Consider the following 24839-nt stretch of genomic DNA (forward strand, 5'->3'; position numbering starts at 1 on the left):
CCTTCAACTCATGAAATTATTTACTTTTTGAATCAACTTTAATCCTTACTATCGATTGTTGCTACTTTACTACCGATTATGACTTATTACAATATCTTACTACCATTTATTGATCCATTCTTTCTATTAATCGGGGCATTAATTCCTATTCCAACCCGACATTAAAACATTTCAACATCGTATATCTATCTCGCAATAAGTAGGCTTCTTGCAAACTCCGCTCAACGAGGTCTGCACCTATTCCAATATCGTCTGGAGTCGTGGGACCACCCATTTTCACAAGCCAATTTTTCAAGATGTCAGCATCTGGAATGTTTTCAACGATTGCAGTTATTTTAACAGCATGCTCTTGTAATTCTGAAGGTAAATGTGAAAAGTCAGCTCCGTACCACTGTTTGTAAAGCTTTGCTAATATGATGGAGCTAACGCCAACTTTAGCACCATGTAATACCTGTGGACGATCTTTTTGTAAAAATTCCATCTCCCAATAGTGAGAAAGGTGATGCTCACCACCTGATGCCGGATGTGATTGCCCAAAGATAAGCATTGCAAGCCCCGATTGAATGAGAGCCGTGATCAAACTTCGAATCCCTTCTTCCTCCCTAGCTGCAATTTGATCTACCTTTTCCACACATTCAAGCAATGCTTCCTTTGTAATAGAAGCAGAAAGTGGACAATAAGCTTCACAAGCGATCAATTGACTGAAACTCCAATCTGACAGTGAAGTAAATTTTGCTAACATATCTCCAAAACCCGCCGCAGTCATTTCTTGGGGAGCGTTTACCAATACATTGATATCAGCAAATAATGCAATTGGTGAGACCGTTTGAAAAGTCTTTTTCACACCCCTTACAATAATCGGAGCCCCCAGTGATGTGAAACCATCCACCGAAGCAGCAGTTGGAATTGAAATGAATGGTTTGCTCGTTTTCGCACCGCAAAATCTTGCAATATCATGAATCGTTCCAGAACCAACAGCAATGATAGCATCGATATTATCGTTCAATTCCAACATTACTTGAACAATCGACACCTCGTCCGCAACAACATCCCCGTTCACATTCGGTTCAATCAAACAGACAGAAGTCACACTCCCCTTTTTCTCCAATATAGTATTAAGATTTTCTCCCGCGGCTGCATATGTACGTACATCAGCAACCAACAAAACATGCTCATATTTTTTCATCGCAGTAAAATCTGCGCATTTTTCAAAAGCATTATCTCCAACGGTCATTGCTTCTATCGTAATTTTATTATGTGGATTTCCACAATTGCAATCCTTAGCAGCTAGTTCAATCTCTGAAATCATCTCTTCTAGTTCCATCTTAAAAACGTCCTTTCTTTTGCTTTGTTGGTATTACAAGTAGTTCGGTTGAGTTCATATGGCCAAGTCTCTACAATCATGAACAGGCATATTATTCTATCCCATGTTCAGTAGATTAGTAGCATTACTTTGAAACGCTTTCAACCAACTGATACGGACAACCAATAATATACCTTCAATGCCTCTTTTCAGCCGATGGTTGACTGGGTTTTAATGTACAATCTATTTATATTTACATGATATAATGAAACACTTTTAATAAAGGAAGAGCTCCGAAAGTCACCTTCTTGTAAAACTAGTGCTTTCTAAACTGATAACAATATTATTCCCAATTGAAATTTCCCTTTTATGTAAAATAATGACCTACCTCTGATTATTGCATATATTCGGCGAATTTAATATACATAAAATTGCTAAATGGTTATCTCAAAACTACATAAATTGATATTTACAGTTGATTCCAACTGACATCTGCTGCCTCTATTCCGCTAAATTTCACTGCTTAGTATGGCATGTTATTTTTTTTTAGCAGTAAATAATCATCAATCTTTTATAATTCCACCATCGCCTTAATCACCTTAGATTCAGGTAAAAGCCAACTTTCAAATTGACCTATCATTTCGTCAAAGATACAGCGATGTGTAATATAGCGATTCGTATTTATTTCACCAGTAACTAATACATTCAATACGTATTCAAAATCCTCACGAGTTGCATTCCTACTACCCATCAAGGTGAGTTCTTTCTTATGAAAATCCGGATCAAAAAAGCTAATTTCATTATCTACTAGTCCCACATAGATTAATGTTCCACCGTGAGCAACGTACTGAAACGCTGTTTTCATCGATTGTACATTCCCTGTAGCATCATAAACAATCGTTGGCAAATCACCATTTGTCATTTTTTCAAGTGCTTCAATTGGCTTATCAAAAGCGTTTATAATCGCATCCACATGCGCCCAAGATTTACAAAACTGCAATCTTTCTTCATTTACATCCATTGCAATCACTCTAGCACCTTGATTTTTTGCGAATGCCATCACACCCAGACCGATTGGACCTGCCCCAATAATGAGAACAGTTTCTCCTTTTTTGATCGCTGATCGTCTCACAGCATGTGCACCAATCGCTAACGGTTCAATCACTGCTGCTTGATCAAGTGTGATTCCAGCTGTTCTCAAAAGGTTTCTAATCGGAACCGATATTATTTCACGCATGCCACCATCTTCATGGACACCAATCACCTGCATTTTTGTACAGCAATTCGTTTTCCCACTTTTACACGCAATGCATGTCCCACAGTCTATATAAGGAATAATTGCAACCTGGTCACCCACCTGTAATCCTTTAGCATTATCATCAATTTCTGCGATTATTCCGCTCAGTTCATGACCAAGTACTCGTGGATAGGTGAAATATGGTTGATTGCCTTTAAATGCGTGTAAATCTGTCCCACATATTCCAACTCTTTTTATATGAATAAGTGCTGCACCATCCTGTAGGACAGGAGGCTCGATATCTTTAGCAATAAATCTATTTGGTTCTGTACAAACGATACTTTTCATTCAATCCCTCCTACCAAGTTTTATTATGAATGGGGGCGAGGATGTCCAATACTTCTTTTAATAACTCCTCATTCATTGGCTCATTTACCCATTTAATATTATTTTGAATGTTTTCAATACTAGCCGAGCTCACTAAAGTAGTCGGTATTCGCTCATTACTAACAGCATATTGAATCGCTAATTTCGAGAGGTTTTCACCTTTCTTTTCACAATGCGCTAATGCTTGCTGGCAAACGCTTTTTATTTGTTCATCAGCAGGATGCCAAGCTGGTACACCTCTTGTGCCAAGTAAGCCCATCGATAGTGGTGATGCATTGAGTAAACCAACTTTCTTTTCTTCTAAAAGTGGAATAAGCCCCAGTAGGGACTGGTCATTTAATGAATAATGACAATACGAAAGAATGACATCTAGGTCTATCTGTTCAAGGACATTTTCGAAAATAGAAAGTGGCAATCCGGATACGCCAAAATAGCGAATTTTACCTTGTTCTTTTAATTGAAGTAATGCTGGGATTCCTTCCTCCATCACTTCCTCAAAGGAGCCAAACTCAATATCATGTAGGAATAGAAAATCTAAATAATCGGTATGAAGCCGTTCTAAACTATTTTCCACACTATCTAAAATACTCTGCTTAGAGAAATCAAATTCATTCTCACCGTAACGACCAGCCTTGGAGGATAGTAAATACTTGTCTCTCGGTATTTCCTTCAAAGCTTTTCCGAGCACCGTTTCAGCTTTCGTTAACCCATAATAAGGGGACACATCAATTAAATTTATCCCACCGTCTACCGCTTCATGAACAGTTTTTATTCCTTCCTCCTCATTAATATCCCTAAAAACGGAACCTAAGGAAGAAGCACCATAGCTTAATACAGATACATTCAGGCCAGTGCTACTTAGTTTTCGATATTTCATATACAAAATCCCTCCTTATAAAGGAAAATTTATTTGAGTATTCTCAATCGGTCCAGCCTACACACTAATATTGATTCCGCTAACAATAACAATTTTTTAAAAGATTTGTTTAGATGGATGTACAGCTTAATGTTTTCCTGTTTGATTCTCCTTTTAAAATAGGATCAGATTATAAGCCTAATATTATCACCTATTAAAGGCTATTAAAATTGCTAAATTTGACTACTTTATACCTTTTATTGATATTTTATGTTAAAATTCACTAACCTCATAATAATCAGTTAATGAGGAATAGGAGGTGGATATGAAACCGGTTCGTAAGCATTTTAATCATGAAAGTTCATTTCCGTTTTACCTAGTTTATAAAGATAGAAAAAGCCCCCAGCTTGAGCTTCCAGATCATATGCATGAATGGAACGAGATTATCTTTGTTTATAGCGGTAAAGGAACCATTTTTATTGATCAAACATTTTATGACATAGAAAAAGGCGATGTAATCATTATCCCGACGGATACGATTCATCGTGTTATTCCTGAGAAAACAAATCTTATTTCATCAACAGCTATCTTTTTTTGCTCGTCATTAATTCAGCATGCCTCCATTGGAGATTCTTTTACATATTCACAGATTTTCGAAGAAGCAAAAAAAAGGAAAAGTTATAAACATAATTTCTCTCCGCAACATTTCACTAAGTTGGATGAATATATTGATCAATTAATGTATGAGGAACGTTCACTAGACGCAGATAAACAAAATGCGGTATTACTTTGGTTACATCTAATTTTACTAACATTGAACCGAAAATCACTATCAAAAAGCCTAGTCGAACATACACAGTCGAGATATGGACCAAAATGGATGAAGGAAACTCTAACATATATCAATCAAAATATAAGTGATGAGTTAAACTTACATTTTCTATCAAAGCGTGCATCTGTATCCGAAGCTCATTTTAGTCGTGTTTTCAAACAATTAGTAGGAATGAATGCTTCCCATTACATTACAATAAAAAGGATTAATCTTGCAAAAGACTGGTTATTGAATCATGAAATAAAAATATCCACAATTGCTAATCAATGTGGATATAATAGTATGCCGCATTTTTATCGAACGTTTAAAAAACAAACTTCCATGACTCCCTCCGAATTCAGAAAGCGTTCGGCACACTAGTGATTTATATTTTTCAGAGATACAAAAAATAGAGTCTATCCAAGACAAAATTCCTAGGATAGACTCTATTTTCGTTACTTTTTAATCCCCTTCATCGTATACGAATAACGGTATGTCTGATCCGCATATAGTGTGAATTCTGGATGAGTTTTTTGACTCCAACTATCATCGCCGCCAACACCCATTTGTTTATGATTGACGCGCACGACTGATTGCCTGCTTTCAGGCAGCTTATAGCCATGGCTAGCTTCTTCAAGTTCGGATGGTGTATATGGAAGAACGTTAACTTCGACTGTTGGATGTCCGGAAATTTCCAGTCCAAGACCATCCTCATTCGTGATCGTTGCCCACCTTACCTCCGTCTTATTTCCACATTCCTGTGGTTTTAAATAAGGGACATATTGGTCTTTAACCTTCCCTGTATATAAACCGATTTTAGCGCTTTTTTCCTTATCTATATAGTTCTCATGTGGTCCTTTTCCGTACCAGTCGATATTTTCAAAATTAGCATCCATTGTCAAAAGCATACCGATTTCCGGAACTTCTGGTAGCTGCCCGCCTGGAGCTATTTCGGAGTCTACTGCAATTTCTCCGGTATTATTAATCGTATACCGAATCACAATATTAGACTCAGTCGTTGTTGGTAGCTGATATTTTACGGTTACAGCAACATGCTCACTCGTCTTTTCTACTTCAAAGAAGTTCAGAACTCGTTTCAGTCCAGCTTCCCGCCATGTTACGCTTCGCTGATCAAGCTTACTACCTTTGTCATTGTCCGTCATTGCCCTCCAGTAATTCGGAGCTGGTGCAGTTTTTAACAACTCCACTCCAGAAAATATATAGGATTCTAGGTCTCCAGTCTGCTTATTGAAATGGACGGAGAAATTCTCACCTGTAATTGCCAAAGCAGAATCATTGTCTACTACTTTCAAATCTAACTCAGCTAGTTCCCGATTTTCTTTTGTTTCCTCGCGGAGTACAAACTGTTCAAACGCTATTTCGTGACCTACTTCCGCCCAAACATTCGCATCCTTTGTATGCATGCTCACAGTCAGTATGAGCTCAGTTTGAATAGCATCAAAGTCAGACAAATCGAAGTCCAACTTCACTTCCTCAATGGAGCCCGGTTCTACATTTACTTCCGCGACTCCCGTCTTAACGCTTTTCCCTTCTTCGCTAATCTCCCAACGGCACTCATAATCGCTAAGATTAACAAAAAGATTCTTATTGTTAATCTTGATGATGCCATTTTCAAGATCTATACTAGTAAACTCAATATTTTGGTAACACTTTTTCACCTCATAGATTTTCGGTGAAACAGTCCCATCCGCGAAAATAAGCCCATCACCAGAAAAGTTTCCATCATGCGGTGACTCGCCAAAGTCTCCACCATAAGCCAGAAACTCGGTCCCATCCTCCGTTTTTGTACGGATGGCTTGATCTCGCCAGTCCCAAATGAATCCTCCTTGCAAAATCGGATAGCGATCGAATAACTCTGTATATTTAAATAAATTTCCGCAAGAGTTTCCCATTGCATGACTATACTCGCAAATAATATATGGCTTTACTTGTTTGTCTGATTCTTCGGCATCAATAGCATATTTCTCCATCAGATGAGGCGGAACATACATCGTACTTTCTATATCGGATGCTGCTTCAGACTCCCTGAAATGGAACACTCCCTCATAATGAACGAGGCGAGATGGATCTATTTCTTTGAAAAACTGATGCATTTTAATAAAGTTATCGCCGCCAAATGATTCGTTTCCTAGTGACCAAATAATAATGGATGGATGATTTTTATCACGTTGAAACATAGAATTACAGCGATCCAACACATTTTCTGTCCACTCAGGCTTGCTTCCAGGCAATGCATTGCCTTCTTCCTGCTGACCATATGTCCATGACCCATGTGTCTCTAAGTTATTTTCATCGATAACATAAAGTCCATACTCATCACAGAGCTCATATAAAAATGGATGATTTGGATAATGTGACGTTCGAACAGAGTTGATATTATGCTGTTTCATTAACTTAATATCGTGAACCATGTCTTCATAATCAATAGCGCGCCCTTTATCAGCAGAAAACTCATGGCGATTAACACCTTTGAACACAATCCGTTCACCGTTGATCTTCATCAAACCGTCTTTTATCTCAAATGTCCTAAAACCAACTTTGCAACTTTCAGTTTCTATCAGACTTCCATTTTCACCTTTTAAACTGAGCACGAGTGTATAAAGATTTGGATTCTCCGCACTCCATTTTAAAGGGTTTTCAATAAATACCGATGTACTAATTTCACCATTCGCTTCATTAGAAACATCCATTTCAACACTTACCGGCGCATCTAATACTGCTTGTTGATTTTGATCAAATAACATCGCTTCAAATACGACTTTCCCATTATTCTGCTCAAAATAATTCGCAATTTCCGCCTTGATTTTTAGTTCAGCATGCTGGTATTCTTCATCTAGTTCCGTTTCTACGAAGAAATCATTGATATGAATAGTCGGAGTAGAATATAAATACACATCCCGGAAAATTCCGCTCATCCTCCAGAAATCTTGGTCTTCAAGCCAACTTGCGTCACACCAGCGATATACTTCTACTGCCAGTTTATTTTCTCCCTCTATTAAATAAGGTGTCAAATCAAATTCTGCTGGCGTAAACGTATCTTCACTGTAACCAACAAGGTCGCCATTTACCCAAATATAAAAGGCAGATTCAACTCCTTGAAAACTAATATATACCGGCTGACCATCCCATTCTTCCGGTACAGTAAATGTTTGTATGTACTGTCCAACAGGATTGTATTTCGTTGGTGCAAAAGGAGCTTTAATATCTTCCGTATTCTCCCATGGATAGCGTACATTCGTATACTGCGGATAGTCATAACCTTGCAGCTGCCAATGTGCCGGTACTTTTATTTCATCCCAGTCATTACTATCAAAATCAGCTCTAAAAAACGTTTCATTCCGCTGCTCCGGATTTTCTGCAAAAGCAAACTTCCATTGCCCGTTTAAAGACCTGTAGTAATCTGATGCATATCGATCCCCTTTGAATGCTTCTTCCACTGCTTTATACGGCATCAAGCTTGCATGTGCTTTAAGTCTGTTTAATTGGAAAATCTCAGGGTTATTATTCCATTCCGGATACCCATTTTTCGGTGGAGTGTATTCAAACTTTGTTAACTGTTTTAGCATGTAGATCCCTCTTTCTCTCTTTTTTATTCAAACTGAAATTCAAATTGGATTTCCTCTTTTTTACTAGGATTAATAACTTTAAAATCAAGAGCTGAAATAGTTTCTTTATCACCAAAGTGATTGATAAATGAAAGTTCTTTTATATTTAATCGGAGCAAATTGCGATCATATAGAATATGCAATTTACTCTTGCCTTGTAAAATGACTCCTTTATTATCTTCATAGATAGTTAAAGCAGATGTAATGAATCGTTCAACAATCGATTCAGGATCAGAGTTAAAAAGAAATATATCTTCTAGTATTAGTTTAGGATTATCCGATCTATCCCATGTAAATGTTCGGATGAACTCCTGTAAATCGGGCAATACATATGCTTTAGACATTTCTAGTTTGAATGTTTCAACTTCCTGACCAATCTTTACTTGTTTTACAACTGCATGATGGGCTGCACCTTCTATTTGATATTCGTCATTTATGATTGGTACAGAGTGACCTTGAGATCCGGTGCATAAAAAGGAATAACGTTTTTGTCCAAAATAATCTTTGCTGTACATGCCTGATCCCAGATCTTTTAAAAATACCTCATCATCGGCGAGCAACATAAAATGACCAATATCATTATGGTTATGTGGCTCTGCGTTATGACCGCCTTTTGCTGCGAATGCATATGTTCCATGCTGCGTACAATGTCTTGAAATGAACCATGCAGATTCCTTTAAGTGGTACGAAGCACTTTTCCACGGTTTTCCTTCGTCTTCTTCACGAGACCAAAGTAAATTTCGAAATGCCGGTGCCCAACGACTGCAATGATCATCTGTATATTTTGCTCTAAGTATTAATTCTGGCAATTCAACATCTGGATATATATCATTTAAAAAGTGACTAAGTCCCAAAAAAAGATTTGTTTGTGGAAGTGCATCGGAAAAATTAGCAATTACATTTTTATTCAAGAATACCTTCTGCTGGAATAATGCGATTTGATGAATCTTTTCTGACTGAAATAAGTCGATTGCACCATTTGTTCTTTTCTTAAGCAAATCAGTAAAGTACACATAATAACCGAAACCATATTGCCAATATCCATACCCCTCCAAACATGTGCCATCTTCATTGAAACCACTTAAATAAGCACCTAATGCAGAAAGAACTCGTTCTAATATCTCGGAAAGTTCTTGATTGTCTTCAAGTAAATAAATCGCTGCCGCACCGATCGATCCGGCGCAAACCGCTGCCCAATTATGAGTAGATTTTTCCCAACCAAATGATTTTTGATTATGAAAAGGCCAAAGGATCCTTCGATAAACTTCATGATAAATTCGCTTACATATAAGAGGATCTAAATATTCTTCTGTTAGTATTAATATTTCACTAAGTGAAAAGGCAGTTTCAGCAGCAAATAAATCAATCGATATTTCGCTGCTCCGTTGTTCTTTTAGCGAATAATGATGGTTCACTTCCGTTTCAGAACTATTTGAGAGATGGGCGGGAAGACACCAAGTGTATTCATTACAAATCGACCAAATAATATTTTCCAGTTCCTTAAGTGACGCTTTACAATCAGGTTCCAGCAACACCATTATCGCAAATGTATTAAGCCTTCTTCTTTTTTCGAAATATGCCTGTTCATATGCTTGCCGAGACCCAGTTTCTTGAAAAATTCGGAATAATGAATAGGTGATTTCCTGTGTTGGCTCAGCTACCAATCTATCAGCTTCCAACTTTATTTCTCTAATCATAGGGTCAAGCACTGATGATTCTTTGACTTTTTTTCGCCACGCAGCTTTTTCTTCCCTATTAGAAAATAGTAAAGTGTCAAAGTTCTTCGAAACTAAATATTTTTCAATATCGGCTATTTTCATATTCAGACCTCCATTATGGAGATTTATTAATAATTTTCAAACTTGAATCTATTTACCTTAATTTATATTACCTCATCCATATATACAAATTATTTATTATATTTATATTGCACCTGATAATGCAACCGGTGTCATTTTTGGAAAAATTCCTATTTTATCGTTTAACTAGACTCTCTGATTATTAACTTTGTATCAATCATTATCTCTCTTTCCAAAGGTTCTTTTTCAATTATTTTACTAAGCGATTGAACAATTTCAGAACCTAAAAGATCATAATTATGATTGACAGTTGTTAAGCTTGGATGCACAATGTCGGATGGAAAAATATCGTCAAAACCAACAAAGGAAAAATTGCTGATTGAAACCTTCTGCTCCCTACACTCCTTTAATGCTCCATATATAACCATGTCATTGATCCCAATAATAGCTGTTGGAAGGCATTCTTTTAACAATAATTTCTTCATCGCTTCTCGTCCATCATCAATGCCAAACCCCGAATAAATTTGCCAATCTTCATTGTAATCCAAACGAAAGCTTTTCAATTCCGCTTGAAATATCTCTACCTTTATATCGGTAGATGAAATTCCATTTGTTCCCCCGATCATACTAATCTTTTTATGGCCCTGTGAAACTAAATGGGAAAGAATCGACCTAATTCCTTCTTCTTCATTCGTACGAATTATATGGCAATCAATCCCTTTCATTCGGCCATTGACCATGATAATTGGAACCCTCTTTATCACTTCTAACATTTCATCTATTTCTTTTTCATCAGGATTGGATTTATTTATCCGTCCACCCATAAAGACAATACATTCCACCCGTCTCTCCTCAAACTCCCGCAAATGAGCCGATTCCATCTCACTTCTATTCATCGAATTTCTTAATAGAACTGTATAGCCTTTTTCACGCGCCTTACTTTCAACATCAATATACGTTTGAGAAAAGAATGGGTTTGTAATATCTGGAAGAATAAAGCCGATCATATTCGTTTGATTCGTCGTCAAACTTCTTGCCGCTTCATTGGGCGAAAAATCTAACTTCTCCATTATTTCAAGTACTTGCCTACGTGTACTTTCCTTTACTAGTGGACTTCTAGTCAGTACTCTGGAAACAGTTGTTGGAGACACATTCGCTGCTTTTGCAATATCATAAATAGTGATATTTTTCTTTGTCATATTTGCATACCTCTTTTATAGTAGGAACTGCTTAACTTAACTATACTACTTGCATATTGAATATTCAATAAAGCGAATACAAATCTTTCTCTATTACTATCATTTGAAAACAAGCCCTGAAATGCACTCACTTTCAGGGCTCCTCACTACTATTTCGAAAAGATCAAATTCCCAATTTACTAGTAGTCCTATTCTTCACTTTTTTTCCCTGGTTTAGGTTTTACTATTATTGAAACCGTTTCCGAAAAAATACCTTTCATTTGTACAACTGTAATTTGATCTCCAGCCTTTAAAAATTTATTCGATAGTTTTGCTTTCCATTTTCCACTCTTTTTAACGTCTGCAACAACCTTTTCTCCATTAGGCAGTAAAACTGTTACATCTTCTGATCCCGGTTTAACTGTTCCAGTAACTTTATTCGCCAACTCATTGATCGGATCAAGCGTTACTGTTTTTTCCTTTTCCGCATTGTCGACGACCATGATCCAACTAATTTGCGAATCAGAATTTGGTTTCCCGGCAACGCTGGCCGACGGCTGTACTTTTAACTCGATTTTTCCGTTTACTGCGTCTACATTTTTATATTCCCGTACTTCATATTGATCAGAATATGTATATTCTGAGTCTACTAATTTCTCATTTACAAAAACATCTGCTTTCCTATCGCCTTTGGCATATATAGCCCAAGGATCATAAAATCCAGCAAATACTGTGTAATTTTCTCCATCTACCTCAAATGTATAGGAAAGTTTCTTTTGATCACTGTCTTTAACAATATACCTAACGGAATTGAAAATATCATTTCCATTTGTAGTTTCAGTCGTACCTCCCGAGTATCCCCATGTATTTTCAAGACTAGCAGCATCATATAATTGATCATTAATTCCTTTATTTTGAAGCGTATCTTCCATATATGAAGACATTTCTTGATAATCCTTTGTCATCGCATTACCGGGACTAATAAAATACTTTACATCGTTAGGGATCACATAAAATTGATGAGTAATTATTTTGTTATTTAAAGTTGGCAAAATACCTTTAATTGTAAAAACCCCGGGCTTAGAAAATGTTTGTTCATCTATTTCCCAAGTTACTGGAACCTGTTGTTGGGTACCACTATTAATAATCTCTAATGTATCCGGCAATTCTGGTTCGTTTCCTAAGGCAACGGCATCTGGAAGTGTTGTGACTAATTTTATCTTTCCTTTATCGTCTAAATCGCTTAATATCCATTCATCATACCAATTAAGGAACATATTTCCTTCCTGATTAAATTCAAGTGGTAGCCAAATATAGCGAGAATCCTTTAAGTTCCCAGAATTCCATCTGTCTCCCATATAGATAAACTTCCCATTCTCAGGGTCCACTGGAATAATAAATGTACTTTGGCTTTGGAAGGTTGTATTGGCGCCTGTCCCAACGCTTGGATCTCCCTTGATTGTCCATTCTCCCAACACCGAATCCGCTACTGCGTAACTGGCTTGATTCGGGCTCCATCCCGTGGCTCCTGATGTCATCAAGTAATATTTTCCATCATATTTGAACATAGCAGGAGCTTCTCGCTGTTTCCCCGGGAGTGCTCTAATATAATCCACACCATATTCCTCGCCTGTTATTTGCAAATAATCATCTGTAAGCTTAGAAATATACAATGACATATTTTCTTCACTTGAATAAACAGCATAAGCTGTACCATCATCATCCTTAAATAAAGTCATATCTCGCGCCATACCAGTATCTGGACCATATACTGGCTCACCTTCAGGCGCTTTATTTAAACGATTACTCTCTAAATATTCAAAGGGACCTGTGGGTGAATCACTAATGGCCACGCCTGACTTCGCTTTAGCATAATTGGCATCTGAGCCTTGATATGGGCCATCTACATGTAACCATAAAACATATTTCTTCGTTTTTTCATTATAAATAACTTTAGGTCTTTCCAGTATTCCTCTTTCCGAATTGATATCACTGAAAATGAGATCCTTCTCTTCTTCCGATCTATGAGCATATAAATTTACAAAATAAGGATCAGTAGTAAATTGATCTCTGCTTTCAATCGCTCTCATTACCACTCCTTCATCTTTCCAGTTATATAAATCTTTTGATGAGTATGCGTGTACACCAGTAGCTGGAAGATAACCGTTTGTCTTATCCTCGCCATACCAGTAATACGTATCGCCATCTTTCATTATTCCTCCACCATGAGCTTGGATAGGGGTACCACTCGTATCATTCCAAACAGCTCCAGGGACAAAAGATGAATATGGAGTAGCTAGATTGTTATACGCATCATTTAAATTTCTATACGCTTTATCTATTTCTTCCTGCTGGGCTTTCCCGTTTTCCAGAACGGCTTTCGCTTCAACAATTGCTTGATCTAATTTATCTAGCGAATAGTCTGTGTAGTCATCTCGATTAATCGATTCCGCTTTATTGATCGCTTTTTGCAAAACTTCCGTTGTTATATCTACCTTCAATTTAATTACAATAAAACTTACCAATGGGTCTGCCCATGTTGACGTCGCGGAACCACCTTCAGCTGGTCTTACAATCTCAATATTCAACTCACTATCAGTTACTTCCACTTCATATGTTTCAGTTTGTTCCTTCCCTTGAACTACTGTGTAACGATTATCAACATTGCTATTTTCCAAAATAATATTCGATTCCCTTGTACTCCAAGGATTTTTAAAACCAAGTGTTACCTCGTATTTATCATTCGGTAAATCAAATTTATACTCCAATCCCTTTTCGGGTACTTTATCTGCGGCTGGAGGGTCATAGTAACGTACTGTATCAAATTTATTTGGAGAAGATGAACTCGTAGCTGAACTTTTATATGTTGTAGTATATCCCCAACTATTACCTGTTACTGCATCAACATTATAGGCCTGTTCTGTTTTATTCTGGTATAATCCTAGCTTCTCTCCTGGTGGTATTTCATCTGGTGTTGAAGCACCTGCATTTACAAAGTACAGAATATAATCATTTGCCGCCAATTCATCCGGACTTGGTGGGCTCCAACTAGCTGCTTTCACCAATTTACTACTTTGAAAATTAGCCATGACTAAAACCATCATCAGAAAAACTCCGAAATACGAGCATACTTTTTTCATCCTTCTCCTCCAAATAATTTATTTAATACTCCAACCGCATATATAATTAATAAACGCTAGGATCATCGTTAGGCTTTATTATTTTGTTATAATTTTTATTTAACTTCAATTGTTATAGAAGAACTTTCAAAGTCTACAGAAGATATCATTAATGAAATGGTCCCTAGTTTCTCAGTAGCTTTCACATAGATTAGTAATTTCCCATGATAAGCCTTTCTGTAATTTACTTTATATTCCTGATGGCTTTCAGGGTTACTACATTCAATCCCAATGATTTCACCAGGTCCTTCGATGTGACAATATATTTCATTCTCAGCATCATAGACAAGGTTATTGTCCTGATCAAGGATGGTTACCTCTACATGTGCTACATCCTGTTTGTCAGCTTTAATAGTTAGGACGTCCGAATATGAATGTATCTTAGTGGGCTTACCTGCTGTCTTTAATTCATGTATACACTTAATGGTTCCATTTCTTTTCCCTATCGCCTTTAATGTTCCTTTACAGTATGGAATGTCCCAATAGATTGTTCCACCAGGGAAGTCCTCACGTTTTTTGACACCAACAGATTCTCCATTTACATGTAAGTCCACTTCAGGACAATTTGTACAACATGCAACCCTAACTATTGCCCCTTCATTCCCTTTCCATTGACAAACAACTTCATGGTCCCAGTTAATTTGAGCAGGATTATCTTCCTTAATGGAAGTCAATCCTATATGCACCATATCTTTAGCTGACCATTGGCTTTGTTTGAAGAAGTATAAAGGTTTTTTAAAACCTGCTAAATCGAGCATTCCAGGAGTGGCATGTCGAATGGGCCATCCTCTCGCTTCTCCCAAGTGGTCAATCCCTGTCCAGATAAATTGTCCTGAGATAAAATCATTATTTTCTACGGCCATCCATGCAGCGTGATTTCTTCCGTTTTCACTTCCATAAATTACCCTTTTGGGGTATTTTTCATGGTCTTCATGATAACGAAACTCTTGATAGTTATAGCCCACCACGTCAAGAACATCCGGAAACTCAGTTTCATTTGCCATGATGACACTTGCTAACGCAGCTGTAACCGGTCGCGATGGATCATATTGTTTCACAATCTTTGTAAGTCTCTTAGCAATATCACCCATACCCTTTGCTTCAGGTTTGCTTGCTTTGTAACGTTCTTCTAGTACAGGATGTGAATATGGATCATTAGGATAATCAATTTCATTCCCTATACTCCAGAAAACAATGGATGGATGATTGCGATCTCTTAAAATCATATCTCTCAAATCGATTTCTGCCCACTCAGTAAAATCAGAAGCATAACCGTCTAATGATGGTTCGCCTATATTCCAACCCTCTACCCATTTGTTTTTAGGATATTCCCATTCATCAAATGCTTCGTCTTGGACTAAAAATCCATAAGAATCACACATATCTAATAACTCCGGAGCAGGTGGATTATGACTCATTCTAATTGCATTTACACCAGCTTCTTTTAAAAGTTGCAATCGTCTATTCCACACCTTTTCAGGAACTGCTGCACCAAGGCATCCCGCGTCATGATGGATACATACACCTTTCAATTTTATATTCTTTCCGTTTAGATAAAATCCTGAGTCCACATCAAAATGAAAATATCTAATACCAAATGGAGTAAGCTCAAAATCTATCACTTCACCATTTTTTATCACTTTTGTTTCAACACTATATAAATACGGATTATCCGGTGACCAAAGATTTGGGTTTTTTAGAAAAATTGAATGTGCAAAGTCTTGTTCAGCATTTGCTTGAATAGTCTCCACGGATGAACTTTTGATTATTTCTTTGCCGGTAACATCTTTAATTTGATGTTCAATTTGTATACTTTCTACGTTATGATATTCATTTTTCACAGTTGTTTGGATGTTAATTTCTGCTTCTGATGTTGATACTTTCGGCGTTGTAACGAATATTCCATACGGCTTGATATACATTTTATCAGTCAAATGGATAAATACATTTCGATAAATACCAGATCCTGTATACCAACGTGAATCAGCAAATTCCGAGTGATCTACCTTGACAGCAATAATATTTTCTTTATTATTAAGGCGTAAATATGGGGTTAAGTCGTAATGAAATGAGCTGTATCCATAGGGTCTTTTACCAAGATATTGTTCATTTATCCACACTTCACTATTTTTATAAATTCCATCAAATCGTATAAATAATTTCTTTTCTTTCATGCTATCAGGTACAATAAATTTCTTCCGATACCAACCAATTCCTCCTGCTAAATAACCAGTTGAACTTGCAAATTCCTTTTTAAAGGGACCTTCAATACTCCAATCATGTGGCAAATCTAATGTACGCCAATCTGAATCATCGAACTTATTCTTAAATGCACTAGAATTGTCAGCTTTTAAGAACTTCCAATCAAAGTTAAATTTTCTACTTTTAACAGACAGATCCCAGTCTTGATTTATTACATTTACCATATTCAGCTTACACCTCTTATCTTTTAATCATCCTAATTTCAATAGACTTATAATTAAAGGGCTATCACACACTTGATAGCCCTTTTTCACATGAGAGTACTCTAAGGTTAATTACCTTCTACAAGCTCTTTATATTCATCCATCTGTATTTGGATTTCATTTAAAACCTTTTCATAACCAGCTGCCTCTAATCTCTTTCTGAAATCATTAACAGCTTTTTCTGGATCTCCAGCTTTACCAAATGCAATCGCTGGCACCATTTGTGCAGTCACTTGTGATAGAGCAGCAATTTCGGCATCTACAGGTGTACTATCAAAAACAAATCTACCATATGGGAATGGCTTCTTAATTTTATCGTACTTTGCGTAGATATCAGCCACTCCATCCCATGTATCCTCAGATGGAATTTCAAACTTATCTACACGACCACCCCAAAAATTAGAAGCGAATGAATCTTTTGTTTCGTCATATCCTTCAGGATGAGCACGCTTACCGTCTACAATTTCGTATTGCACCCCTTCGACACCATAGTTGAATAGTTTGTATATTTCCTCGTCGTTACGGATTAGATCATATACCATAAGGGCACGCTCAGGATTTTTACTATGAGCTCCTACAGCTGTTGCGCCATGAGTAATTGACATGGAAATTAAATTATCTCGTGTATCAGACCAAGCAAACATATCGATTTCTGAACCTGGTTGTTTTAAGTCCATTTGCGTACGCAGGCCTGAAAATGTTTGCGTATGATGCTGATCAGCGCCTGTTTTACCAGCTTGGAACAACTCGCGTGTGTCACCTTTGTAATTCAACACATCAGTGCGCCAGTAGCCTTTATCTGCCCATTCCTTCATCAGTTTCGCATAATCTACAAATATATCTTCGAATACTGGACTTGTAACATTGGTGAATTCGTCATATGATTTACCCCAGTAAATCGGGAATACTCCCGTAGTAATTGGAAGCTCAATTGCATCTGAATAAGAATTTAGGTATCCCCATGCTGTAGTAACGTTTGTTCCTGGTGTATCCCAAGGAATGACCCCCTTTTTATTATCTACAATCCCTTGAAAGTATTTTCCTAACATTTCAAAGTCTTTAATATGCTCATTAATTCCAAACTCTTTTGCCCAATCTGTACGATAGAAAAAGCCATGGTTAACCCATTGCGTATAAGCATCCTCTGGGATCATCACAATTTTTCCATTGTATTTTGTTTCCTCCCAACTTTCATCGGAAACTTCTTCCCATGTCTGTGGAGCAAATTGTGGTAGAAGGTCAGAAATATCCATGAATGCACCTTTTTGTGCATTTCCCCAAGCATCCAACCAGTCAGTTGCTGTAATAATTAAATCAACAGGTTCACGAGAAGCCAGAGTGAGGTTATACTTCGTCATATAGTCCGCCCATTCAATCCATTTCAACTCAATATGAGCGTTTACTTTATCTTTTAATTTAGCATTTACTTCTTCCATTACTTTCTCTAATTGTCCATTGGTCGGTTTATCTCCCAGCGTCATCATAGTAATAGTAACAAATTCAGAAGTATCTACTTCCCCGTCTTCATTTACCTTTGTACTGGGCTTGTTATTTTTTGTACCAGTTTGGCTTGATCCATTGCAGGCCGCAAGGCTAAAGGTCAATAGCATTACCATCACTATTACAATGAATTTCCTCATCTTCAACATTTTATTTCCTCCCTTTTTCCCTTATTATTTTTGTACAAAAACTCTATGAAATGAGGGAAGTTCCTCAACCATATTCAAATTACCCCTTAACTGCACCAATTGTAATACCTTTAATAAAGTACCGTTGTACAAACGGATAGAATAGAATAACTGGTCCTGTAGCCACAACCGCTGTTGCCATTTTCATCGTTTCCAATGGCACATCTTGTGGAGTTACATTGGAAGATGCAGCAGAATTCCGTATAAAATCAGCACTAGTGATAACGTTATAAAGAAATAACTGTAGCGGCCTATATTCCATGTTAGGTGAAAGGAAAAGCATCGAATTATACCATTCATTCCAATACCCTAGAGCAATGAAAAGTCCAATTGTTGCCAAAGCGGGAGTAGACATCGGTAAGATCAATTGCAAAAATATTGTGAAATCTCCGGCGCCATCCATCTTCGCAGATTCCGTAATTTCATGCGGAATGGATTTTACGAACGATTTCATCATAATGATTAGAAATGGACTTAGTAATGCTGGTAGCAATACTGCTAGATAATTATCTTTAAGATGCAAATACTGCGTTATTAATAGATAAAATGGGACAAGCCCACCTGAAAACAGCGTTGTGAAATAGATAAAAAATGATATTTTATTACGATACAGGAAGTCCTGGCGTTGCAGGGCATAACCTGTCATCGCTACAATAAACAAACCTAGCGCAGTCCCGACAATTGTAATACCCAACGTTACAACATATGATCCAATGACAAGCCTTGGATTTTGAAAAACGATTTCATATGCAAAAACCGAAAACTCCTTGGGCCATAATGTAAATCCGCTTTCCATAATTGCGCTTTCAGATGTGAAAGAAGATGATACGATCAAGACAAATGGCAAAAGACAAAATAGAGCAAAAAGACCAATGAAGCTGTATCCAATAAATCGAACTATTATAGTTGAATAATCTATATTATGTCTGGCTGTATTTTCCATAAATTCGTTCCCCCTTTAAAACAATGAATTTTCTGGCGAAACTTTTTTAACAATCCAGTTTGCTGTAATAACAATAAAGAATCCAAAGATAGATTGATATAAACTTACAGCACTTCCCAATGAAAAGTTAAAATTCGTCATCAATGTTCGGAACACGTAAGTTTCAATAATATCTGTAGTTGGATAGAGCATTGTATTATTAGCACCAACTAAGTTATAAAACAAACCAAAGTTCCCTTTTAAAACTCCACCTAAAGAGAATAGTAGTAAAATGATAAAGGTGGGCTTAAGCCAAGGAATAACGATGTATCTAATACGTTGGAAAGCATTAGCCCCATCAATTTCAGCTGCTTCTATGATAGATTTGTCAAGACCCATGATGGCTGCAAAATAGATGATCGATCCATAACCTGTCGATTGCCAAAGAAAAGCAATAACAATAATATAAGGCCAAATTGCTGGATTTGAATACGTCTGTACTGGGTCTAGTCCAACCATTTTCAAAAATGAATTAAGTACGCCATAATCGTAACTAAGTATGTTATAGGCTAAAAGTCCAACTAAAACTGCGGAAATAAAATGTGGTAGAAACATAATTGTTTGTGAGATTTTTTTAAACCATTTATTTGTCAGCTCATTAAGCATAATGGCTACACCAATTTGTAGTATATTACCGAGCACGATGAAAGCGAGATTATAAGCAATCGTATTAAAGGTTAACTTCCATAGATCGCCGGTCATCACTAAAAAGCGAAAATTATCAAACCCCACGAAAGCGCTATCAAATATACCACGTGCGTAATCATAGTTTACAAATGCAAGATATAACCCCGGCATCGGTAGATATGCAAATACAGCAAAAAATATAATTGCGGGTAAACACATTAGAAGAAGGGATCGGTTCCTCCACATTCTCTTTAATACAGTATCCTTTACTTTTTTTTGAATGATAGGTGCTTCCAATTGTACAGTCACATTTTTCATTTAAATCCCTCCAAAATACCTGTCTATGAATATCTCTATTTATTCATAGCTTTCATTATAATTAAACGCTAGAATTGTCGATTGAAGAAATATTTATCACATTATTCATCAATCTCTTTCAGAGACTAGCACTTAGTTCACCACACCTCCTGAACTGATTACTTCAAAAATTGCAACCGGTGTCATTTTATTCAAAGGAATGATTGTTAAACAATCGTTTATTTCCATGCAACAAATTTCAACATGAAGAAGCAAATAATATTAATGGATGAAATGTAATGCGTAAGCTGAAACCGGTTGCAATTAAATATAATGCTATTTCCCTCCTTTGTCAACCATTTGTTTGAAGATTCTATCAATCAATAAATTCCGACATTTAAAAATATTAAAAATGTATTTTCCCTTTTTCACGATTATTTGCCCATTAGCAAAATATTAATTTCCTCCTGTCAAGTTAGATTCTACCGTTCGCAAAATGATAGTTTGCTAGCGTATTCATATATCTATCACATTATCACCTGGCTCTTTAACTCCCTTCCCGTTTATTTTCAAATTGATGAAGGTAATATTTCCAACTTTTTTTGATTATAACCGTGAATACGCAATGGATTTTCTAGTGTACCGTTGTATTCAATATTTTCAAAATGAATATTTTCTACTAACTTCCCTGGTCCCGGACTGTACTTTTTATTATAGACAACTCGAACATCAATTACCTGTCATTGTTCAAATTGCTCCACTCTAATCCCGTAATAATGAACATTTCTTACCGTATTATTGTCGCTTGCATTAATAGATATCGCACCCCAATAAGTCTCTTGAGGTTCATGATGTTCTAAAATATCAATAATCTCAAATTTAATATGTTCAATTATGTCTCCAATATTGTATTATGATAGACCATGTAACCCCATATTAAGAGCATGGGCAACATCAGCCCACAATGTTGAGTTTTGTACATTAATATCACAGGTATCTACCTAGATAATCCCAACGACTTCTGTAGATGGCAATACAGTCATCTGAAGTTTCGTAAGAAGATATCATCAATAAGAATCTAGTGCAGCTTTTAATGTATCAACCGTCGCATCAATTTCTTTTTGACTAAAGTCGCTTTCAAGGACTTTTTTTGAAGCTTAAATCACTGCTTTTAAATTGTAAGATAGATTCTTTGGTCTACTCCATTTCACCCCAGCAAATCCTAATTCCGATTTTCAAGTCAACGATAAAGCACAACTAAAAACGTTAGTGGAAACAGCAGGGCAAAGATTCTTTTTACTTGTCCTCAATCAGAAGAGCACTCAGTGGAAACCTGGGCTCTCACAAGGGCGACACTTTCATCATTTACATATGGATAATAGTTTCATTCTCAATACCTTAATAAAGTGATAGCTTTCCTATTAATTCTTCTTGTACAAATCCCTATAATTGGTTCATCTGTTCACTCATTGGGTATAATTCAAAGTATTGTAAAGAACTTGAATGCTTCATATAAAGTACTTTTGATGAAAAATGCTATACTAGAATCTAAATAATTCTCGTGTCTATCACCATGTGGAAAGTTAGAGGAGTTTACATCATGAAAAATCAAAAAGGTGTATTAGCTATTCTGTTAATGAATTTATTTATTGCTTTTTTAGGCATAGGGTTGGTTATTCCCGTACTGCCAACAATTATGAATGAGTTAGAGATCAGCGGTTCAGTTGTAGGGTATATGGTAGCGGCATTTGCGTTTACCCAGCTCCTCATCTCGCCAATTTCCGGGCGATGGGTCGATAAATACGGGAGAAAAATTATAATAGTTGTGGGATTGTTCATATTTGGATTTTCTGAGTTTTTATTCGGAATCGGAAAGTCGATAGAAGTCCTCTTTATCTCACGCATGCTTGGTGGAGTAAGTGCAGCGTTCATCATGCCCGCTGTAACAGCCTTTATAGCAGATATTACAACGACCACAAGCCGTTCAAAAGCACTCGGCTATATGTCAGCTGCGATAAGCACAGGATTTATCATTGGACCTGGGCTTGGCGGATTTTTAGCTGAAATCGGCACGCGTTTACCCTTTTACTTTGCAGGCGTCCTTGGCGCAGTTGCTGCTATCCTTTCCATTTTTCTATTGAAAGAGCCTGAAAGAGAAGCTGAAGAAGCTACGTCAAGACAAAAGACAGGGTTAGGGCGTATTTTCGTTCCGATGTATTTCATAGCGTTCATTATAATCTTCGTATTGTCGTTTGGTCTTGCCTCCTTCGAATCATTATTTAGTCTATTCGTCGACCATAAATTTGGCTTTACGCCAAAAGATATAGCCATCGTCATTACAGGTAGTGGGATTGTTGGAGCTATTGCACAGGTCTTGTTGTTTGATCGAATTGTAAAATATATAGGTGAAATTAATCTTATCCGCTACAGTTTAGGTATTTCAACCATTCTTGTACTTTTGATGACATATGTGAGTTCATATTTCTCTATTTTATTGACGACATTCGTTCTATTCGTTGGATTTGATTTAATACGTCCGGCCGTTACTTCATACTTATCAAAAATTGCAGGCAATGAACAAGGATTTGTCGGTGGTATGAACTCCACTTTTACAAGTATAGGCAATATTTTCGGTCCGATCATCGGGGGCGTGCTATTTGACATTAACCTGAACTTCCCTTATTATTTTGCCTTTATCGTCTTGTTACTTGGTACCATTATTGCTCTTTTTTGGAAGCTACCGAAACATATAACGCTATGATTTTCTTGAGGTGGGCATTTATAGTAACTCTTTGTACGTAAGATTAATATCCGTTCAAAAAGCACACGCCTTTTTACATAAGCGTATGCTTTTTGAAAATAACGGCAAACTATACCTAGAAATTACTCCACTATTCCGATAATACTTAGAATGTATTGCTTTTCATTTTATCATACCCGACTTCTCTCATCATTTCATTGCCTTTTCTTCCTCAATACGAACTAATTCTGCTTCATGTTTTTCCCGCAAAATTGTATTTAAATCAAGCTGATCTTCGTTCACGAGTTCAAATAATGCTCCATCAATGGCACCCATAGCTCCATTATCATATTCTGAAAAGTTTTCAGGTGGATTAGCTACAGGAAGAGAATAGAGTGCCTCCATATTCCGGTTCTTCCAAATGTCCCCTTCCATTTCCAATGCTTTTTCTTTTGCACGATCATCTTCATATAAATGCGGAAATGGAACAGAAAGTGGGCCTTTCGTAAAGGTATTGTTCAATATCTGTTCATCAGTAAACCAAAAGTCAAATACTCGCATCACTTCTTCCTTGTATTCACTTGTGGAACTTACTCCCATTGCCCATCCTCTGGAAGGGACGCCATTTTCTGGTTCAGGATATGTTGCGATATCCCAGTTTATATTTGCGTCTTCATTTGGTTTACTGAAAAATTGTGCAACCATAGCCAATTTTCCTTGCTCAAACAATTCAGTCCAGCCTCCCTCTTCCCAGTGCTCCGGAATATAAGGATTTCCATGAATGGAATAGGCCTTTTTATATAAATCGAAGTATTCTCTTATTTGTTCATTATCTGTCCATACTGGTTCATCTGTCTCTGGGTCAACAAAGTTTTTTACTGTCCAAAATATGGGAGCTTCATGTTTGGGCATATATAAACCCTGATACTCAGTACCATCTCGTTCACCAGTCACTTTTTCTGCCAAGTCAATAACTTGCTCCCAATTCATCCCATCATCGGGATAGTCAACACCAAATTTATCAAAAATATCCTTATTATACAAGAGCGCAAAACGGCTAGTCATCACGGGTAGAGTCCATAACTCCCCATTAGAGGCCGATGTCCATTCAGCCAGATGGTTTGGGTCAAACCGTGAAATATCAAAGTTGGATTTATCAATTAGTTCTGTCATATCATAAGTCAATTCGTACTCTGCTGCTTCCTTAAGACCTCCCTTATTCCAAAACCACAAAATATCAGGACTGTTCCCTGCTGCGATCAATTCTTCATAGCTACCTTCTACATTTTCAAATGTAATATGAGGAAATTCTTCTTCTGCTGGTTTAATAAACGCATCGATAAAGGCTTGGTCTTTACCAAAATGTACTTTTAACGTTATCGGCTCCAAATCTCCATTATCTGGGGAATCAGTTTTCGTTTTAGACGTACATCCTGAAACAATAACCACAGCACAAAGTATCATGCACATAAATAGAGAATAGCGCATACCAAAAAAGTATTTCATTAATTACATACCCCCATCTTAGAATCTAATCAATACCATTTTCTAATCCATGTCTTCTAATTGTTCTCTTAACTCCCATTTTTGAAATCGGTTTCAAAAATAGCATCACCTCCAAAAATATATTCTTACTTGAAACCGGTTGCAATAAATATAATGCT

The 24839-nt window shown here is 36.8% G+C and carries 15 protein-coding genes; 2 read left to right on the forward strand and 13 right to left on the reverse strand.

Translation table 11 applies throughout. The annotated features are described in order from the left end of the window. Nucleotides 1–145 precede the first annotated feature (145 nt). The 3 genes from MHB53_RS12165 to MHB53_RS12175 all read right to left on the reverse strand — a co-directional run bounded on the left by MHB53_RS12165 (nucleotide 146) and on the right by MHB53_RS12175 (nucleotide 3804). Nucleotides 146–1324, reverse strand: coding sequence for a sn-glycerol-1-phosphate dehydrogenase (locus MHB53_RS12165; RefSeq protein WP_340918605.1), 1179 nt, complete (start codon nucleotides 1322–1324; stop codon nucleotides 146–148). A gap of 550 nt (nucleotides 1325–1874) precedes the next feature. After that, nucleotides 1875–2888 (reverse strand): zinc-binding alcohol dehydrogenase family protein, encoded by a 1014-nt coding sequence (locus MHB53_RS12170; RefSeq protein WP_340918607.1) that lies wholly within the window; start codon nucleotides 2886–2888, stop codon nucleotides 1875–1877. Nucleotides 2889–2898: 10 nt separating this feature from the next. Next, complete coding sequence (locus tag MHB53_RS12175; protein WP_340918609.1) at nucleotides 2899–3804, reverse strand: aldo/keto reductase; 906 nt, start codon at nucleotides 3802–3804, stop codon at nucleotides 2899–2901. Nucleotides 3805–4108: 304 nt separating this feature from the next. Here MHB53_RS12175 and MHB53_RS12180 point away from each other — a divergent pair, with 304 nt between their 5' ends. Beyond that, nucleotides 4109–4975, forward strand: a complete 867-nt coding sequence (locus MHB53_RS12180) for an AraC family transcriptional regulator (RefSeq protein WP_340918611.1) — start codon at nucleotides 4109–4111, stop codon at nucleotides 4973–4975. Nucleotides 4976–5049: 74 nt separating this feature from the next. On the opposite strand, the gene MHB53_RS12185 is transcribed toward MHB53_RS12180, so the two are convergent. The 9 genes from MHB53_RS12185 to MHB53_RS12225 form a co-directional block, all read right to left on the reverse strand. Next, the gene (locus MHB53_RS12185; RefSeq protein WP_340918613.1) at nucleotides 5050–8181 is read right to left on the reverse strand and encodes a glycoside hydrolase family 2 TIM barrel-domain containing protein; all 3132 of its coding nucleotides are present in this window, start codon (nucleotides 8179–8181) and stop codon (nucleotides 5050–5052) included. Between the two features lie 23 nt (nucleotides 8182–8204). Further along, nucleotides 8205–10040, reverse strand: coding sequence for a heparinase II/III family protein (locus MHB53_RS12190; RefSeq protein WP_340918615.1), 1836 nt, complete (start codon nucleotides 10038–10040; stop codon nucleotides 8205–8207). A gap of 161 nt (nucleotides 10041–10201) precedes the next feature. Continuing rightward, nucleotides 10202–11218, reverse strand: a complete 1017-nt coding sequence (locus tag MHB53_RS12195; protein ID WP_340918617.1) for a LacI family DNA-binding transcriptional regulator — start codon at nucleotides 11216–11218, stop codon at nucleotides 10202–10204. Continuing rightward, a complete protein-coding gene (locus tag MHB53_RS12200; RefSeq protein WP_340918619.1) occupies nucleotides 11215–11349 on the reverse strand; it encodes a hypothetical protein in 135 nt (44 codons plus the stop codon). Before MHB53_RS12200 ends, MHB53_RS12195 begins: the two co-directional genes overlap by 4 nt. Before the next feature lie 57 nt (nucleotides 11350–11406). Next, nucleotides 11407–14337, reverse strand: coding sequence for a family 43 glycosylhydrolase (locus MHB53_RS12205; protein ID WP_340918621.1), 2931 nt, complete (start codon nucleotides 14335–14337; stop codon nucleotides 11407–11409). Between the two features lie 95 nt (nucleotides 14338–14432). Then, entirely contained in the window at nucleotides 14433–16802 is a 2370-nt protein-coding gene (locus MHB53_RS12210) for a glycoside hydrolase family 2 TIM barrel-domain containing protein (protein ID WP_340918623.1), read from the reverse strand. 107 nt (nucleotides 16803–16909) lie between these two features. Next, nucleotides 16910–18490 (reverse strand): ABC transporter substrate-binding protein, encoded by a 1581-nt coding sequence (locus MHB53_RS12215; protein ID WP_340918625.1) that lies wholly within the window; start codon nucleotides 18488–18490, stop codon nucleotides 16910–16912. Between the two features lie 79 nt (nucleotides 18491–18569). Beyond that, complete coding sequence (locus tag MHB53_RS12220) at nucleotides 18570–19472, reverse strand: carbohydrate ABC transporter permease (protein WP_340918627.1); 903 nt, start codon at nucleotides 19470–19472, stop codon at nucleotides 18570–18572. A 15-nt stretch (nucleotides 19473–19487) separates the two neighbouring features. After that, a complete protein-coding gene (locus tag MHB53_RS12225; RefSeq protein ID WP_445661514.1) occupies nucleotides 19488–20384 on the reverse strand; it encodes an ABC transporter permease in 897 nt (298 codons plus the stop codon). A gap of 1651 nt (nucleotides 20385–22035) precedes the next feature. Between MHB53_RS12225 and norA the strand changes: the two genes are divergently transcribed. After that, on the forward strand, nucleotides 22036–23196 hold the full coding sequence (gene norA / locus MHB53_RS12230; RefSeq protein ID WP_340918630.1) for a multidrug efflux MFS transporter NorA: 1161 nt from the start codon (nucleotides 22036–22038) through the stop codon (nucleotides 23194–23196). A gap of 189 nt (nucleotides 23197–23385) precedes the next feature. Here the strand turns inward: norA and MHB53_RS12235 are convergent, their stop codons facing one another. Then, nucleotides 23386–24681 (reverse strand): ABC transporter substrate-binding protein, encoded by a 1296-nt coding sequence (locus MHB53_RS12235; RefSeq protein ID WP_340918632.1) that lies wholly within the window; start codon nucleotides 24679–24681, stop codon nucleotides 23386–23388. Nucleotides 24682–24839 lie beyond the last annotated feature (158 nt).

The sequence above is a fragment of the Bacillus sp. FSL K6-3431 genome (genome assembly GCF_038002605.1).
GTDB lineage: Bacteria > Bacillota > Bacilli > Bacillales > Bacillaceae_C > Lederbergia.